Annotated in this window: 15 protein-coding genes; 7 read left to right on the forward strand and 8 right to left on the reverse strand. The window is 52.5% G+C overall.

Annotated features, from left to right (window positions below):
- Positions 1-17 precede the first annotated feature (17 nt).
- Positions 18-368 (reverse strand): lysozyme, encoded by a 351-nt coding sequence (locus FDX03_RS19595; protein ID WP_048213804.1) that lies wholly within the window; start codon positions 366-368, stop codon positions 18-20.
- A 412-nt stretch (positions 369-780) separates the two neighbouring features.
- Between FDX03_RS19595 and FDX03_RS19600 the strand changes: the two genes are divergently transcribed.
- Entirely contained in the window at positions 781-2370 is a 1590-nt protein-coding gene (locus FDX03_RS19600; protein ID WP_101742795.1) for an STY4199 family HEPN domain-containing protein, read from the forward strand.
- Between the two features lie 38 nt (positions 2371-2408).
- Here the strand turns inward: FDX03_RS19600 and FDX03_RS19605 are convergent, their stop codons facing one another.
- Positions 2409-4058, reverse strand: a complete 1650-nt coding sequence (locus FDX03_RS19605; RefSeq protein ID WP_137346458.1) for an alpha,alpha-trehalase — start codon at positions 4056-4058, stop codon at positions 2409-2411.
- 427 nt (positions 4059-4485) lie between these two features.
- Between FDX03_RS19605 and FDX03_RS19610 the strand changes: the two genes are divergently transcribed.
- Complete coding sequence (locus FDX03_RS19610) at positions 4486-5880, forward strand: cytochrome-c peroxidase (protein WP_003837773.1); 1395 nt, start codon at positions 4486-4488, stop codon at positions 5878-5880.
- Between the two features lie 223 nt (positions 5881-6103).
- Here FDX03_RS19610 and FDX03_RS23845 read toward each other — a convergent pair whose 3' ends face one another.
- Complete coding sequence (locus tag FDX03_RS23845; protein ID WP_255524749.1) at positions 6104-6235, reverse strand: hypothetical protein; 132 nt, start codon at positions 6233-6235, stop codon at positions 6104-6106.
- A gap of 27 nt (positions 6236-6262) precedes the next feature.
- Between FDX03_RS23845 and dinQ the strand changes: the two genes are divergently transcribed.
- Positions 6263-6346, forward strand: coding sequence for a damage-inducible type I toxin DinQ (gene dinQ / locus FDX03_RS19615; RefSeq protein WP_003837776.1), 84 nt, complete (start codon positions 6263-6265; stop codon positions 6344-6346).
- A 66-nt stretch (positions 6347-6412) separates the two neighbouring features.
- On the opposite strand, the gene gorA is transcribed toward dinQ, so the two are convergent.
- Entirely contained in the window at positions 6413-7765 is a 1353-nt protein-coding gene (gorA, locus tag FDX03_RS19620; RefSeq protein WP_137346459.1) for a glutathione-disulfide reductase, read from the reverse strand.
- A 104-nt stretch (positions 7766-7869) separates the two neighbouring features.
- Positions 7870-8712 carry a 23S rRNA (adenine(2030)-N(6))-methyltransferase RlmJ gene (locus FDX03_RS19625; RefSeq protein ID WP_003023347.1) on the reverse strand — a complete coding sequence of 281 codons (843 nt, stop codon included), beginning with the start codon at positions 8710-8712 and terminating at the stop codon, positions 7870-7872.
- A 208-nt stretch (positions 8713-8920) separates the two neighbouring features.
- Here FDX03_RS19625 and prlC point away from each other — a divergent pair, with 208 nt between their 5' ends.
- Entirely contained in the window at positions 8921-10963 is a 2043-nt protein-coding gene (prlC, locus tag FDX03_RS19630; protein WP_137346460.1) for an oligopeptidase A, read from the forward strand.
- Positions 10964-11097: 134 nt separating this feature from the next.
- A complete protein-coding gene (rsmJ, locus tag FDX03_RS19635) occupies positions 11098-11847 on the forward strand; it encodes a 16S rRNA (guanine(1516)-N(2))-methyltransferase RsmJ (protein WP_137346461.1) in 750 nt (249 codons plus the stop codon).
- A gap of 104 nt (positions 11848-11951) precedes the next feature.
- On the opposite strand, the gene FDX03_RS19640 is transcribed toward rsmJ, so the two are convergent.
- Complete coding sequence (locus tag FDX03_RS19640; protein WP_137346462.1) at positions 11952-13151, reverse strand: FAD-dependent oxidoreductase; 1200 nt, start codon at positions 13149-13151, stop codon at positions 11952-11954.
- Between the two features lie 231 nt (positions 13152-13382).
- Here FDX03_RS19640 and FDX03_RS19645 point away from each other — a divergent pair, with 231 nt between their 5' ends.
- Positions 13383-13886: an Rrf2 family transcriptional regulator gene (locus FDX03_RS19645; protein ID WP_048213629.1), complete on the forward strand. Its 504-nt coding sequence runs from the start codon at positions 13383-13385 to the stop codon at positions 13884-13886.
- An 86-nt stretch (positions 13887-13972) separates the two neighbouring features.
- On the opposite strand, the gene dtpB is transcribed toward FDX03_RS19645, so the two are convergent.
- Entirely contained in the window at positions 13973-15445 is a 1473-nt protein-coding gene (gene dtpB / locus FDX03_RS19650) for a dipeptide/tripeptide permease DtpB (protein ID WP_048213628.1), read from the reverse strand.
- A gap of 281 nt (positions 15446-15726) precedes the next feature.
- Entirely contained in the window at positions 15727-16164 is a 438-nt protein-coding gene (gene uspA / locus FDX03_RS19655; protein ID WP_003023368.1) for a universal stress protein UspA, read from the reverse strand.
- 393 nt (positions 16165-16557) lie between these two features.
- On the opposite strand from uspA, the gene uspB reads away from it, so the two are divergent.
- Positions 16558-16893 (forward strand): universal stress protein UspB, encoded by a 336-nt coding sequence (uspB, locus tag FDX03_RS19660; protein WP_003023371.1) that lies wholly within the window; start codon positions 16558-16560, stop codon positions 16891-16893.
- Positions 16894-16941: the final 48 nt, after the last annotated feature.

The raw sequence follows: 16941 nt of genomic DNA on the forward strand, positions 1-16941 counted from the left end.
TGATATTTATTTCACGGTCAGACGCTATCTGGCTGTGAAATATTAACCGGCCACCTTTCTGCGTGACAAAAGCGCGTTATCCCAACACTTAGCATCCACGCAATAAAGACTTCTTGTTGAAACGGGTCGTTAAGCTGAGGTTTATTTGTGCGTATTAATGCTTGGCAGATATCCAGATCTGTGAGCAGCAGGGATTCTGCCTGCGCCATTGAAATGGGGGCAATAAAGGTTTCATCGGGTGTAATTTCATGCCCGTAGCCAATGACCCATACACCATTTTTATCCTGATACTTTTCCAGCGACAGGCCCTGCCATTGCTTGATAAATGCAATACCGGCGGAGGTAAAATGAGCGGCGCAATGCGGCATAATGATTTCTCTTAAAAGAAAAACAGTATAAAGATAATTATCAGCAGACGTAGTTGCCATATGGCCATTTTTGGCCATAAACGCCTTACGACTTAAGGGGCGGCATTCACGTTTTAACCGGCTAAATATCCTGTCATCTCAGGCACTTTTCCCGATATGCTATTGCGTATCGCCAGGCATAACCAGTCACCCCCCGTCATTGAGGGGCAGTCGCGCTGTTTTCAACACCGACACGGATTTATCCCCAGAATAAATTTCAATGATTTTGCCGTTGTCACTGCAAAACGCATTTATTTGTTATATGAATGTGTTCTAGTCTACAGCGGCACAATTCTGCGCTGTGCCACGTTTATAAAAAGATAACGAAATACATCGTGAGGCCGCACCTTTCTGGGCTCTTTTAGGGAAGATAATGACCAATAGCGCGTTACAGGCGACATGTGCGCCATTTGAACACTGTTTGGGGATCATCCGTCAGGCGTCGGTGGAAATTTTGCTGCTGTTAGGCGTACATGTGGCAGAGGGCAAAGATCCGCGTTGGTTTCTGGAGCAACTCGATCAGGCCCGACTGAATCTGGGCGGTTGGGGGGCTGTCGCCAGACGCTTGCAGATGAATGATGCGCAACTCAGCCAGTTCACGTTGCGTTTACGCCATCTTCAACAGAGTGTGCCTCAGTATGAAAGCGGTCAGGATGTCAGTGAAAACCAGCTGATTTCCGCGCTGCGTTTTGTAGCAGCACTGGAGCAATTACGCCAGCAACAGCCGCTCCTGAACTATCAAACCGATATCGACATCGGGGGGCAGGATGCGCAGATGCGGGCGCAGCGTCAGCTTCGCGCAATAGAATTAACGCTCAAAGCCCTCGTCGCACGGGTATGGCCAGATCAGCATCCGCTAAACAGTTTTCTGAAGCAGCACTTTGGTGCCGAACGCTTGCGTCGCTGGTTAAAGCTGGGCGAAGGACGTGATGCGCTGGACGGCATGTTGTTTAGCGAACTGGCGTTGATGGTGGTCGATAAGAAACTATTTGTTCGCCACTTTACGCAGATTTTTAATGATACGTCAGTGTTGATGCTGTTTGTCGAACCGCGCTTAACGCTGCGAATGTTTCTGGATGATTGCCGACAGGCGCGAAACGCTGTCATTGCTCAGCAACCGCTGACGTCAGTACAGCTGATGCTGTTAAATTACCAGTACCAACAAATTACGCATTCTGTGCAGCGAGCGTTTGAAGAGCGCCGAACGCGTATCAATCCTGCATCGTATCTGGAATCTGATGAGTCGACGGTTCGTCAATTCTGGGAAACGGCAAGGCAAAAAGACGAGCAGGCTGGAGGCGATAAAAAGGAAATTGCTGACAGTATCGATCCTCCTGAGAAGCGAGCGCAACGTACGGCCGAAGAGCGCGAACAGCTGATTTCCGGCATGTTGTGGGTGGCTGTCGGTGTTATGGTTCTGGCGATCTCGCTGGGCGCTTTCTGGCTATTCAATGCACCTGCACCGCAAGCATCTTCAGGGCAAACTGTTGAGATAGTGCAGGAAGAGCCGCGGCGTGATGCGCCTTCTGCGCGAGAATCGGTGACCCGGATGGGCATTACATGGGATACCTTTAATATGCGGGCGGCTATCGATCGCAACGATACCCGCGTCACGTCGCTGTTCCTGCAAGGAGGTATGGACTGGAAGCTGGCGTGGACGGAGCAGGCATTTTCCGCGGGGAACACCGCAGTTCTGAAGCTGCTGCTGCGGTATCCCTCACAGATGGATGAGGCTAAACCCTGCCAGCAGTTTATGACTACGCTCAGTCATGCCATGTCGAATGGCGCATCACTGACGTCACTGCATAAAAGCTACCTACAAAGTTTCTGCTCGACACCGGAGGTCGTTGCTCGTCAGCAGTATGATATGGAACAGGCCCAACTGCGTGTGCGCGCAGATCCAAATGCAGAGAACAAAAAATGGCAGAAAATCCACACCGCGCTGTACGATGCCATTAACTAACGGCCCGATGCATTTCGTGGCATCAGGCCGTCAGACATTTACGGTTCACCGTACAAACCGATTAATCGGCGCACCACGCCATTCGTCCAGCCAAATCCGTCCTGCAGCGGATATTCCCCGCCGCCGCCTTCGCGCGGCGTGCCGTCAGCGATATGGTACTTTTCAATTAGCTTGTGGTGTTCATGATAAAAAACATTAACTGTTTTCAGCCAGTTACGGGCAATTTCATCACCGAGATGGTCATCGCCATACAGTTTAAACCCCTGAATCGCCATCCACTGCAGCGGTGCCCAGCCGTTGGGTTTATCCCACTGCTCGCCGGTTTCATACTCGGTTGCTAAAATCCCGCCTGGCGTGAGTAAGCGGCTGCGTACCGTGTTGGCGAGTCGGTCGGCTTGTTCATGTGTTGCCATACCGACATACAGCGGCACAATACTGGCGGCAGAGAACAGGGCCATTTGTTCGCGCCGCCAGTCGTAATCGCGATAGCAGCCGTTTTCATCGTCCCACAGATAGCGGTTCACCGCTTCGCGGCGGTCACTGGCTTTCTGGCGAAACTGCGCTTCCGTTTCTTTGTCGCCTTTCAGCGCGGAAATATTGGCGATGGTGCTTTCCAGCTTGTAGAGGAAGGCGTTCAGATCAATCGGGATGAACTGAGTGGTGCGGATGCTGGCGAGACGACCGGCATCGCGCAACCAACGTGATGAATAATCCCAACCGGAGGCCGCGCCCGCGCGCAAATCCCGATATACCTCATTAGGTGGTCGGCCTGAATGCTTAGCCGTTTCTACGTCTTCAAGCCAGGACTCATCGCGCGGGGTATCACGATCGTCCCAATAGCGGTTGAGCAGAGAGCCGTCCGACATTCTGATCACGTGACGGTAGGCCTGGTTGAGCACCAGGGAATCGGCGCCATCCATCCAGAATGCGTATTCCATTTTTAGATGTTCAAGGTAGCGACGCGCGCCGCGCACGCCATCTTCTTCAAACAGTTCCACCATCAGCGCAAAGACCGGCGGCTGCGAACGGCTCAGGTAGTAGGTACGGTTACCGTTGGGGATGTGACCATAGTTTTCAATCATCCAGGCAAAGTTATCCGCCATACACTTCAGCAGATCTTCGCGGCCGCTCTCTGCCAGACCCAGCATGGTAAAGTAGGAATCCCAGTAGTAGGTTTCGCTAAAACGTCCACCGGGCACAATATATGACTGCGGTAACGCCAGCAGCGAAGACCAGGGAATATGATCCTGCGGCTCGCGCGTCAGCACAGGCCACAGTTGATCGATATGTTCTTTCAGCGAGCTTGCCGGATCGGACACATATTCGCTGGTGGGGGTTTCCGGCAGCCAGAAATGGTTCTCGACAAAGCGTCGCAGGTCAAAGTCGCGGTGGCGTTTAACTTTGCGATAGCGGATTAAAATGTCCAGTGGGTCCATTTTGGGCGCACAATCAGGGAAGGTTTTGCTATCAGCAAACAGTTTGGATGACTGGACGTGTTCAAACAGCTCGAGGTAACGATCGGCGGGGGTTAACGCATCTGACGCGGGTAACCCTGCAATCATCTCCGGCTCTGGCTCTGCCTCAATCATTTCATCCAGCTTTAACTCGCACGGATCCATTTCATAAAGCAGATCGATATCGATCGTCATTTCTTCTGAAGGGGCGTGGGGTAGTTTCTGGTTGAGCATAATGAGAAAGACCTCCGGTAACTGTTGAAATGCTAAGGCTATTGCCCGGTCGTCAGTTAAGCGTAGACATTCGCTTCGGTGCCGGGTGAGTAAAGCGTGCGGTCGATCACGTTTTAGTATTGCGCATTATTTAGAAAATAAGACTATCCCAATGAATATAATGAGGAATTCATAATTCTGTGTGACCTGAAGATATTTCATTTTCAGAACATTCGATTGCAACGAGGTGTGAACAGAACCCGGTAACGGCTTATCTTCGTAATAGGCACAGGCTATTCTATCGATAGTTATCCCCCATGTAATTGCTTGATACTTATCAAAATAATAAATCCCCTACTTTCTATGATGGTTAAGTCTGATAAAGACTATGCACTCATTATTCTAATTTTTCTGGGTCACAATAACTCACAACGGTGAGGGTAAAATAATGAAAATCATTACCCGTCTTACCGCGATAGCCATAGCTGGCGTCGTGATTTGTTATTTTGGATTATCCGGTTATGTGTGGTATCACGATAATCAACGGAGTAAACAGGCTGATGTTCAGGCCTCTACGCTGGAAGAAAATAATAAAGTATTAGGGTTTTTACGCGAAAAAGGATGCGATTATTGTCATACCCCTTCAGCGGAATTACCTTTCTATTCTTCTTTTCCTGTCGCTAAACAGTTGATGAATTACGATATTCAACTGGGATACAAATCATTCAATCTTGAAGCCGTGCGTGCGGCGCTGGTTGCGGATAAACCCGTTTCGCAAAGCGATCTGAATAAAATTGAATGGGTGATGCAGTACGACACCATGCCGCCAACGCGTTATACCGCGCTGCACTGGGCTGGCAAGGTAAGCGATACGGAGCGAGCAGAGATCCTGGGCTGGATTGCGAAACAGCGCGAGCAGTATTACGCCAGTAACGATACCGCCGCGCAGCATCGTAATGAGCCTGTGCAGCCGATACCGGAAAGCATTCCGACCGATGCCCGTAAAGTGGCGCTGGGCTTTACGCTTTACCACGACCCGCGTATTTCCGGTGACAGCACGATTTCTTGCGCGCACTGCCACGCCCTGAATGCGGGCGGCGTGGATGGTCGCAAAACGTCAATCGGCGTAGGCGGAGCGGTTGGGCCGATCAACGCGCCAACGGTGTTTAACTCCGTGTTTAACGTGGAACAGTTCTGGGATGGCCGCGCGCCAACATTGCAGGCGCAGGCAGGCGGCCCGCCGTTGAACCCTATCGAGATGGCGTCTAAATCCTGGGATGAAATTATTCAGAAACTGGATAAGGATCCGCAACTCAAACAAGAGTTTATCGCGGTTTATCCGCAGGGATTCAGCGGGGATAATATTACCGATGCGATTGCTGAGTTTGAGAAAACGCTAATTACGCCAAATTCGCCGTTTGATAAATGGCTACGCGGCGATGAAGCGGCGTTAACTGCCCAGCAGAAACATGGCTATCAGTTGTTTAAAGATAATAAGTGTGCGACCTGTCATGGCGGTATTATTTTAGGCGGACGCTCATTTGAGCCATTGGGTTTGAAAAAGGACTTTAATTTCGGCGAGGTCACTGCCGCAGATATTGGCCGCATGAACGTCACTAATGAATTACGTGACAAGCTGCGTCAAAAAGTCCCTGGCTTGCGTAATGTTGCGCTGACTGCACCTTATTTCCATCGCGGTGATGTGCCAACACTTGATGGTGCGGTAAAACTGATGCTGCGTTATCAGGTGGGTAAAGAACTGCCGCAGGAAGATATTGACGATATCGTGGCGTTCCTTGAGAGTCTGAACGGGGTGTATACGCCGTATATGCAGGGTAAATAGACTTTGCCCTGGTCCTGATTCGGACGTAAAAAAACCGACTTCACGTCGGTTTTTTTACGCTTCAGCCCGAGTTGGTGGCTCTGGCCGGAGTGAGATAGTTATCATCTAACGCTTCAATCCTATTACCTTAACGGTACTATTGCAAGAATGCGCTGGCAGTTACGATTAAAAGAACTGTATACTTATCCAGTTAGCTCTGTAACTTATCCCTTCCGGACGCGCGCTAAACGCTTTCTAAGTCCTGATCGGCGAAACGGGTGGTGCCGTTGGCTGATGCTCTGGCCGGGGTGAGATAGTTATCATCTAACAATGGAGCATGCCCCATGACAGGCAATGGATGAGTAAGCGGGTGCATTCTCACTCCATCTGATGGAGAAAACGGGTGATTGATAAAGCAATCATCGTTCTGGGAGCGTTAATCGCGTTGCTGGAGCTGATCCGCTATCTGCTGCAACTTTTGAACTGATAGCGGAAACGTAACTAAGGGCAAAGAGCTAACCCCTCTTTGCCCTTTAACACTCATGAAGTGCGATTAACGCATGGTAACGAACTCTTCTGCTGCCGTTGGGTGAATGGCAACGGTGTTATCAAAGTCTTTCTTGGTTGCGCCCATTTTCAGTGCGACCGCGAAGCCTTGCAGCATTTCATCCATTCCAAAACCAATACCGTGAATACCGACAATCTTCTCTTCCGGACCGACGCAAACCAGCTTCATGCGGCACGGCTGACGATGTGAGGTGACGGCGGTGTACATCGCGGTAAACGATGATTTATACACTTTCACCTGGTCATCGCCGTGCTGTTCACGAGCCTGCTGCTCGGTCAGGCCTACGGTGCCAATTGGCGGATGGCTGAAGACCACGGTCGGGATGTTGCTGTAGTCCAGATGTTCTTCCGGTTTGTTGTTAAACAGACGCTCAGACAGGCGACGGCCCGCGGCAACGGCAACCGGCGTCAGCTCAACGGCGCCGGTATTATCGCCGACGGCATAAATACACGGCACGCTGGTGTTCTGGAATTTATCAACGACGATGTAGCCTTTTTCGTTGGTTTTTACGCCAGTAACTGCCAGGTTGAAGTTATCGGTGGCTGGTTCACGACCAATTGCCCAAATCAGGCAATCTACCGTTTCGCTACGACCATCTTCCAGTTGCAAGGTCAGGCTGCCGTCAGCGTTTTTAACGACCGCTTTCGGAATCGCGTGCGTATGCAGGGTCGGACCTTCGGCGTTCATCACCTCAACCAGGGTTTCGACGATCATCGGGTCAAAGCTACGCAGCGGTGCGTGTTTACGCACGAACAGATGCGTTTGGGCACCCAGGCCGTTAATCACGCCTGCCAGCTCAACGGCGATGTAGCCTGCGCCTACAACGGCCACGCGTTTCGGCAGCGCGGGCAGCTCAAAGAAACCGTCGGAGTCGATCCCGTATTCCACACCCAGAATGTTCGGATGGCTCGGGCGACCGCCGGTGGCGATCAAAATATGATCGGCAGTAATGGTTTCACCGTTCACTTCAATGGTTTTGGCATCCACAAAGCGGGCAAAGCCTTTAATCACATCGACATTATTTTTGCCCAGCACATTGTCGTACGAGGTATGAATGCGGTCGATGTAAGCGGTACGGCTGGCGATCAGTTTATCCCAGTCGAACTTATTGATGGTGGTGTCGAAACCGTAATCCGGGCCGTACATATGAATCGCTTCGCGGATTTGTGCGGCATGCCACATCACTTTCTTCGGTACGCAGCCAACGTTAACGCAGGTGCCGCCCAGCTCTTTGGCTTCAATCAGCGCGCATTTCTGGCCGTACATTGCCGCACGGTTAATGGAGGCAATACCGCCGCTGCCGCCGCCAATAGCGATGTAATCATAGTGCTTGGTCATGACCGCTCCTTCATGTTCATTGTAGGGCGGAGAAGCGTTACGCCATCCGCCAAAATATTCGCGATTGTATACCTGATATTAAAAGGTTCCACCGATGGCTGCGATTACTCCGGCACGATCCAGCTTACCGAGGTATGACCGGTTCCTGCCGGAACCAGTTTGCTGTGCAACCACGGCAGAACGTTGTTCATCTGCTGCTCAAGCTTCCACGGCGGGTTAATCACAATCATGCCAGACGCTGTCATACCGCGCTGATCGCTGTCCGGGCGCACCGCCAGTTCAATTTGCAGAATTTTGCGGATGCCGGTGTCTTCGAGATCGTGGATCATGCGCTTGATTTGTTGGCGCAGAACCACCGGATACCACAGCGCATAAGTGCCGGTCGCGAAACGCTTGTAGCCTTCGTTAATACCGGTGACCACCGCCTGGTAGTCGCTTTTGATTTCGTAGGGTGGATCGATAAGGATCAGCCCACGACGTGAAACCGGCGGTAATTTCGCTTTTAACTGCTGATAACCATCGGCTTTGGCCACGCGTGCGCGCTCATCTTTCTGGAATTCGCCGCGCAGCAGGGGAAAGTCGCTCGGGTGCAGTTCAGTTAATTGCAGGCTATCCTGTTCGCGCAGCAGCTGGCGAGCAATTAACGGAGAGCCCGGGTAGTAGCGCAACTGACCGCTGCGGTTGAAGTGCTGCACCACGCCAATGTAGGGTTCCAGTTCGGCTGGCAAATCGTCCTGCTGCCAGATACGGGCGATCCCTTCCAGATATTCACCGGTACGTTCGGCATGCTCACTGCTCAGCTGATAACGGCCAGCACCAGCATGGGTGTCCAGATAGAGAAACGGTTTTTCTTTCTCTTTGAGCGATTCAATGATCAGGCTCTGGACGGTGTGTTTCAGGACGTCGGCGTGGTTGCCTGCGTGATAACTGTGGCGATAACTGAGCATGGGTAATGAAATTCCGCTGAAATGACGATTTGCCACAGTTTACAGCAGATCGGCACAGATTACCCGTAGGCCCGGTAAGCGCAGCACCACCGGGCGTCTTTCCGTCACGGTTAGCATTGAAATCCTCTACACTTAACCCCATTGTACAAATTAATATGCACAGCGCCGGATACGCGCTTCATTCACTCTTTTCAACAGGACCGCGCTAATGACCAATCCATTGCTGACTCCCTTCGAACTGCCGCCGTTTTCTAAAATTCAGCCTGAGCACGTTGTGCCTGCCGTCACTAAGGCGCTGAACGATTGCCGCGAAAACGTTGAACGCGTGGTTGCGCAGGGCGCGCCGTACACCTGGGAAAATCTCTGCCAGCCTCTGGCGGAAGTTGACGACGTGCTGGGGCGTATTTTCTCTCCGGTCAGTCATCTGAACTCGGTGAAAAACAGCCCGGAACTGCGCGAAGCCTACGAACAAACGCTGCCGCTGCTGTCTGAATACAGCACCTGGGTTGGACAACATGAAGGCCTGTACAAAGCGTACCGCGACCTGCGTGATGGCGATCATTACGCCACCCTGAACACCGCGCAGAAAAAAGCGGTCGATAACGCGCTGCGCGATTTTGAGCTTTCTGGTATTGGTCTGCCGAAGGAAAAACAGCAGCGCTATGGCGAAATCGCCACCCGTCTGTCTGAACTCGGCAACTTGTACAGCAATAACGTCCTTGATGCCACGATGGGCTGGACGAAGTTAGTCACCGATGAAGCCGAGCTGGCTGGTATGCCGGAAAGCGCGCTGGCTGCGGCGAAGGCTCAGGCGGAAGCCAAAGAGCAGGAAGGCTATCTGTTAACGCTGGATATCCCAAGCTACCTGCCGGTGATGACCTACTGTGACAACCAGGGGCTGCGTGAAGAGATGTATCGCGCTTACTCCACGCGCGCGTCTGACCAGGGGCCGAATGCGGGCAAATGGGACAACAGCCCGATAATGGAAGAGATCCTCGCGCTGCGCCACGAACTGGCACAGCTGCTGGGCTTTGAAAGCTACGCCTTTAAATCTCTGGCTACCAAAATGGCGGAAAACCCGCAGCAGGTCCTCGACTTCCTGACCGATCTGGCGAAACGTGCCCGTCCGCAGGGGGAGAAAGAGCTGGCTCAGTTGCGCGCCTTCGCGAAAGCGGAATTTGGTGTTGATGAGCTGCAGCCGTGGGATATCGCTTACTACAGCGAGAAACAAAAACAGCACCTCTACAGCATCAGCGACGAGCAGCTGCGCCCATATTTCCCGGAAAACAAAGCGGTTAACGGCCTGTTTGAAGTGGTTAAACGTATTTATGGCATCACTGCCAAAGAGCGCACCGATGTTGACGTCTGGCACCCGGAAGTTCGTTTCTTCGAGCTGTACGACGAAAACAACGAGCTGCGCGGCAGCTTCTACCTCGACCTGTATGCCCGTGAACATAAACGCGGCGGGGCGTGGATGGACGACTGCGTCGGCCAGATGCGTAAAAGTGACGGCTCGTTGCAAAAACCGGTCGCCTACCTGACCTGTAACTTTAACCGTCCGGTGAACGGCAAACCTGCGCTGTTTACCCACGATGAAGTGATCACCCTGTTCCACGAGTTCGGCCACGGTCTGCATCATATGCTGACCCGTATCGAAACCGCGGGCGTTTCCGGTATTAACGGTGTGCCATGGGATGCGGTCGAACTGCCGAGCCAGTTTATGGAAAACTGGTGTTGGGAGCCGGAAGCGTTGGCGTTTATCTCTGGTCACTTTGAGACCGGTGAACCGCTGCCGAAGGAACTGCTGGATAAAATGCTGGCAGCGAAAAACTACCAGGCGGCGCTGTTTATTCTGCGTCAGCTGGAATTCGGCCTGTTTGATTTCCGTCTGCACGCGGAATTTAACCCGCAGCAGGGGGCGAAAATCCTTGAAACCCTGGCAGAGATTAAAAAGCAGGTTGCTGTGGTGCCAGGGCCGACATGGGGCCGTTTCCCACACGCTTTCAGCCATATTTTTGCGGGCGGCTACGCAGCAGGCTACTACAGCTATCTGTGGGCTGATGTCCTGGCGGCGGACGCCTTCTCTCGCTTTGAAGAAGAGGGGATTTTCAACCGTGAAACCGGACAGTCGTTCCTGGATAGCATCCTGACTCGTGGGGGTTCTGAGGAGCCAATGACGCTGTTCAAACGCTTCCGTGGTCGTGAACCACAGCTTGATGCGATGCTGGAGCATTACGGGATTAAAGGCTGATTTACCCGTCATACTTCAAGCTGCCTCTTCGGCAACTGCGCTCACTCACCCTGGTCACGTACTATTTGTACGTTCCCAGGGATTCCTTCACTTGTTGTCTTGATGCAACTCGAATTATTTAGGGTAAAGCGGAATTGAAAATCTGCTTAATTGATGAAACAGGCGCCGGAGACGGCGCCTTATCTGTTCTGGCCGCCCGCTGGGGGCTGGAACACGATGAAGATAACCTGATGGCGCTGGTAATGACGCCGGAACACCTGGAGCTGCGCAAGCGTGATGAGCCGAAACTCGGCGGCATTTTCGTTGATTTTGTCGGCGGTGCGATGGCCCATCGGCGCAAATTTGGCGGTGGCCGCGGTGAAGCGGTGGCGAAGGCGGTCGGCATTAAAGGCGATTACCTGCCGGACGTGGTCGATGCGACCGCCGGGCTGGGACGCGATGCGTTTGTACTGGCCTCGGTGGGCTGCCATGTACGGATGCTGGAACGTAATCCGGTGGTGGCGGCGCTGCTCGACGATGGCCTGGCGCGCGGCTATGCCGACCCGGAAATTGGCCCGTGGTTGCAGGAGCGTTTGCAGTTGATTCACGCCTCAAGCCTGACGGCGTTAACGGATATTACGCCGCGCCCGCAGGTGGTGTACCTCGACCCGATGTTCCCGCATAAGCAGAAAAGCGCGCTGGTGAAAAAAGAGATGCGCGTGTTTCAGTCGCTGGTGGGGCCGGATCTTGACGCCGATGGGCTGCTGGAGCCTGCGCGTCAGTTAGCCACCAAACGTGTGGTGGTGAAGCGCCCGGACTACGCGCCGCCGCTGGCGGATGTCGCCACGCCGAACGCGGTAGTTACAAAAGGGCATCGGTTCGATATTTATGCGGGAACGGCATAGGCCAGATGCTGAGCTATAGTGCCCGATGGCGCTACGCTTATCGGGCCTACAGTTCGGTGCCGTTAGTAGGCCGGATAAGGCGGTAGCCGCATCCGGCGATTCGACTACACGAATGGAGCCAGCGGATCGGCAATCTCAAACGCCACGGCCTTGTCAGCCTTCGGTGGATATATCAACTCACTGACAATAGATACCTTCAGCTTTTTCGCTTCTGCGCGCGTCAGTTTCACCTGCTGATCCCATCCTTCGCTATACACCGTGCCCCATGCGCCAAGATCCAGACAGGTGACGTAGTTTTCCTGACGATACGGCAGTGGCGCAACGTTTAGCAAGCTGGCTGCCGCGTTATTTCCGGCAAATTTGCCCAGCAAAATAGCGTGCTGGCAGGTCATCAGCGCGTGATTACCTTTATCATCGGTGGCGGCGTAAGCCACATCGCCAGTGGCGTATATATCATCGTGACCTACAACCTGCAGATTGGCATTTACATGCAGACGGCCCTGACGATCGCGCGGTGCGTCAATTTGCGCCGTTAACCCGTTTGCCTGTACGCCAACCGTCCAGATAACGGTCTGTGAGGCAATGGTCTGCCCATCTTTCAGCGTTACGCCGGACGCATCTACGCACTCCACTTCCGTATTCACCCGCCACTCGACGCCCAGTTCAGCGGAGGCTTCGATAATCACGTCGCGTAATTCCTGGCTCCAGCGTCCGCCTGGCTGAGCGCCGCGTTCAACTACGACAACTTTGGTCTTAGCATCTTCACCCAGAATTTCACGCAGACGGCCCGGAAGCTCCAGCGCTATCTCAATCCCAGTGAAGCCTCCGCCGCACACCACCACGGTGTTACGCGCGTCGCTCTCAGGCAGGTCGGCCAGATCTTTCAGATGCTGCTCCAGTACCGTCGCGCTTTCAAGTTGGTCAAGGTCAAACGCGTGCTCGGCGGCACCGGCAACGATATCGCGGTTTACGTGGCTGCCGCTGGCGAGCACCAGGCGGTCGTAGCGGCGCAGATGAATGTCACCGTTGGCATCTTTCCAGCTCACCTCTTTAGAGTCCGGGAGGATCTGCTCGACGTGACCTTGCAGGAAGTTGACGCCAGTAACGTCAAACAGCGGTTGCAGTGGTGCGACCAGGGTTTGCACGGCGCTTTCATAAAAGCGCGGGCGGACACGCAGCTCTGGCTGTGGCGCAATCACCGTAATATCAATGGTCTGCTGGTGTTTGTCCGCCAGTCGCGCGGCGCTTAGTGCTGCCCACATACCGGCAAAGCCGGCGCCCACGATCAGAATTTGTTTATGCATTGGTTTTTTCTCACTGGTGACTACGAATCATTTACTCGGATTTTATTTGTCGTAGTTAATGATTGCAATGCGATCCTGATCCTTTTTTCAGTATTACGCCAGGGTGTTTTATTATCTGTTTGATAAATATCTATTTATATTTTTATGTTCATGCGGGGTTGCTCTGTTATCTGGAATGCCTTAGATGAAAAAGCTACAATAAACTCAGATTCATTTTGGCTGAGATAAAAAATGGCATTTTACAGTTCCGGGGTTGAGTACGGCATCCATAGCCTGATGTGTATGGTCGATAGCAAAGGCGACGCGCGGGATATGAGCGTGCGGGAAATTGCCGAACTACAAAGCGTGCCGTATGACTATCTGGCAAAAATCTTCACCCGTCTGTCGAAAGCTGGTCTGGTGCGCAGTATCGAGGGTAAGGGCGGCGGGTTCCAGTTGGCCAAACCCGCGGAAGACATCACCGTGCTGGATGTGGTCAATGCCATAGATGGCGATAAGCGTATTTTTGAATGTCGTGAAATTCGCCAGCGGTTGGCGGTATTTGAGGAGCATCCGCCCCAGTGGGCTTGTGAAGGCATTTGTGGTGTGCGTTCGGTAATGGACATGGCACAGCAGCGCATGGAAGAAGCGCTCGGCCAGCATACGATTCTGGACTTGGCGCGCAAAATGTATCGCAAAGCGCCAGATACCTTCGTGGTGGAAGTACAGGAGTGGATTGATGCTCGCAAAGGATAGCGAGTTAAAATGCCCGATAGCGCAAGGCGATCGGGCATATTGAATGTAGGCCGGATAAGGTAATAGCCGCCATCCGGCACTGAAGGTTATTGCTCGGTGCTCGGTGTATTAATCATGCGGTTTAGCCATGGCACCATAATCGCCATTACAACCGTTACCGCCAGGGTCACCAGGCCTATCTTACTGAACACGTTAGTATAAATAGGCAGCGTCTGGAGTGGGTCGGTAATGTTTTCCGGTACTGCGGTAAACGTTGCGACGTAACCCCCCATCAGGAAGGCTGCTGCCTGCGTCAGGAACCACATCCCAAGAATAAAGCCCATCAGGTGTTGTGGCACCAGTGCGGCGACCATAGCCAGCCCCAGGGCGCTAATCAGCAGTTCACCCAGACTCTGGAACAGATACACCAGCACGATAAACCACGGCGACGTCAACCCCTGCGCATCAGCAAACCACATTCCGGCTGCGGCGGCAGTCAGGAAGCCTAGTGAGCACAGGAACATGCCAAGCGTAAACTTCATCGGCATGGTCAGGTCTTTGCCTTTGTTTCCCAGACGGGTATAGATAGCGGCCAGCACCGGACTCGCCAGTACCACCCAGAACGGGTTCAGCGCCTGGAAGCTTACCGGGTTGATGGCGAAACCAAGAATTTCATGGTGCACGTTATTGATAGCAAAGAAGTTCAGCGAAGTTGGCATCTGCGCGTACAGCACGTAGAACACCACCGCTTCCAGCATCAGGATAAAGGCCACGAACATCTTGTTGCGCCCGGTTTTATCCAGTTTGAAGGCCTGGCGGAAGAAGATGATAGTCACGGCAATCGACAGGACGATCAGCACCAGGTTGGCAACCTGTACATTGTGCATCAGCCAGGCGCAGATAAAGACCATCACAACCGTACCGGCCAGCACATAGAGCAGGTTACGGAAATTCAGCGGCTTATGGTCCGGCTCTGAACCGATATTCTTCACCATGCCACGACAGGCAAAGTAGACCAGTAGTGCAACGATAAGCCCGGCTCCGCACAGGTTGTAGGTCACTGCGTAGCCAAACTTATCGGCAATCACCGGCGCCAGTGACAGTGACAACAGCGAACCGATGTTAATCGACATATAAAACAGGGTGAAAGCACCGTCCAGACGGGCGTCTTTCGGCGGATAGCATTTTGACAGCAGGCTTGCCGGGTTGGCTTTAAACAGCCCGTTACCGACGGCAATGGTACCCAAAGCAATAAAAATCAGGTCGGGCTTAAGCAGTGACATCCCGGTCATGAAGTAGCCGATCGCCAGCACAATGGCGCCGAGTACCAGCGTGCGTTTGGTCCCTAAGAGATGGTCGCCGACGTAGCCGCCGATGGATATCAGGCCGTATACCAATGCCGCAAACGCGCCAAAGGTGACAAATGCCTGTTCCTGAGAAAATCCGAGTTGCTTAACAAAAAATACCGCCAGGATGCCCTGAACGCCGTAATAGCCAAATCGTTCCCATAATTCCACAAAGAAGATCATGAAGAACGGACGAGGTTGCTGCAGCAAGCCCGTAGGTGCAGTAGTATTCATATTCCTTCGCCTTTCAAAGCCATCCCGAAAAGTATGAACGCGTATGCTTAAACGCGCCGAAAAAGTCTTATTTTGTTATAGACTGCGGCGATTAGCCGTAAGGGTAGATTATTATAGAGATAGTTTTCGATCCAATTAGTTGATCACACTAATTATGATTTATTTGTTGGATTGATGTACTAATTGTGTCTGAATGATAAAAACAAAAACGCCCGCGCAGGCGGGCGTTTACAGGCTTAACGACTTGCAGCGCGCCGGGTTATCTCCCGACGGCCAGCGTTTTATGCTTCTTCGTCGTCACGCAGCGGAACAATCAACATGTCGACGTGAACAGTGTTGATCAGTTGACGCGCGGAGGACATCAGTTTGCTCCAGAAATCCTGGTGATGACCACAAACGACCAGATCCATGTCGTATTTTTTGATGGCATCAACCAGAACCTGACCCAGGTCGCCGCTACCGCTCAGGGTTTCGGTGATAGGGTAGCCTGCGTTGGTGGACAGCTCGGTTAACGCGTGGTGGGTTTCTTCAGAAATGCGTTTCTGCATGTCGCCCAGATTCACGTCGATTAGCCCGGTGTACAGGTCGGAATAGTTTACGTCAACGTGGATAAGGGAGACTTTCGCATTGTAAGGCCGTGCCATAGAGACCGCTTTTTCAACCAGAACTTTGCTTTCTGGAGAAAGATCAACCGCGATAAGAATGTGTTTATAAGCCATAGTGTTACTCCTTCCATAAGTTGTCGATGACTAGCCTGCTGGCGTTCATTTGCCGCCGCGTCATCCGCGTCCTGCGAACTTTATGCGCGGGGCTAGCCCAGTCGTAAAAACGTACCTTTTAAGGACTATCCTTACATTATAGCGACCGGGATAATCCGTCAATCCGCCTTGCTTGCCAAGTAGTTAAACAAATTTTTTAGTTAATTGCATTGATAGTGATTAACCTTCTGGCAAAAAAATTAACTAATCTCCTACACTATTTAGAGAGGCGCTCGGATGCGTGACACTAACACGAGCGGTTTCGGTTGTACTCTTCACTGAATAGTTTGGCAGGGTATCGGGGAGCGGTAGTCCCGGAAAGGCGTTCCGTGGGCGGGTCGCCGGGGAGGAGATATGATAAGCACCATTGCGTTATTCTGGGCTTTATGTGTCGTTTGCATTGTTAATATGGCGCGTTATTTTTCTTCGCTACGCGCACTGTTAGTGGTACTTCGTGGTTGCGATCCATTACTTTACCAGTATGTCGATGGGGGCGGCTTTTTTACCTCGCATGGGCAACCTAACAAGCAGATGCGTCTGGTGTGGTATATCTACGCTCAGCGTTACCGTGATCATCATGACGATGAGTTTATTCGCCGCTGTGAGCGGGTTCGCGGTCAGTTCATCCTTACCAGCGCGTTATGTGGGCTGGTGTTAATCAGTATGGTCGCGCTGATTATCTGGCACTGATTTCTACGACAGATATAAAAAAAGCGGGTCAGTTTCCTGACCCGCTTT

It is taken from the genome of Citrobacter sp. wls827, from assembly GCF_005280875.1.
GTDB classification, from domain to species: Bacteria; Pseudomonadota; Gammaproteobacteria; order Enterobacterales; family Enterobacteriaceae; genus Citrobacter; species Citrobacter youngae.

Bases quoted from the DNA above. Each gene is read 5' to 3' on its own strand.
- FDX03_RS19595 (WP_048213804.1), bottom strand. From the start codon at position 368: ATGCCGCATTGCGCCGCTCATTTTACCTCCGCCGGTATTGCATTTATC.
- FDX03_RS19600 (WP_101742795.1), top strand. From the start codon at position 781: ATGACCAATAGCGCGTTACAGGCGACATGTGCGCCATTTGAACACTGT.
- FDX03_RS19605 (WP_137346458.1), bottom strand. From the start codon at position 4,058: ATGCTCAACCAGAAACTACCCCACGCCCCTTCAGAAGAAATGACGATC.
- FDX03_RS19610 (WP_003837773.1), top strand. From the start codon at position 4,486: ATGAAAATCATTACCCGTCTTACCGCGATAGCCATAGCTGGCGTCGTG.
- FDX03_RS23845 (WP_255524749.1), bottom strand. From the start codon at position 6,235: ATGCACCCGCTTACTCATCCATTGCCTGTCATGGGGCATGCTCCATTG.
- gorA (WP_137346459.1), bottom strand. From the start codon at position 7,765: ATGACCAAGCACTATGATTACATCGCTATTGGCGGCGGCAGCGGCGGT.
- FDX03_RS19625 (WP_003023347.1), bottom strand. From the start codon at position 8,712: ATGCTCAGTTATCGCCACAGTTATCACGCAGGCAACCACGCCGACGTC.
- prlC (WP_137346460.1), top strand. From the start codon at position 8,921: ATGACCAATCCATTGCTGACTCCCTTCGAACTGCCGCCGTTTTCTAAA.
- FDX03_RS19640 (WP_137346462.1), bottom strand. From the start codon at position 13,151: ATGCATAAACAAATTCTGATCGTGGGCGCCGGCTTTGCCGGTATGTGG.
- FDX03_RS19645 (WP_048213629.1), top strand. From the start codon at position 13,383: ATGGCATTTTACAGTTCCGGGGTTGAGTACGGCATCCATAGCCTGATG.
- dtpB (WP_048213628.1), bottom strand. From the start codon at position 15,445: ATGAATACTACTGCACCTACGGGCTTGCTGCAGCAACCTCGTCCGTTC.
- uspA (WP_003023368.1), bottom strand. From the start codon at position 16,164: ATGGCTTATAAACACATTCTTATCGCGGTTGATCTTTCTCCAGAAAGC.
- uspB (WP_003023371.1), top strand. From the start codon at position 16,558: ATGATAAGCACCATTGCGTTATTCTGGGCTTTATGTGTCGTTTGCATT.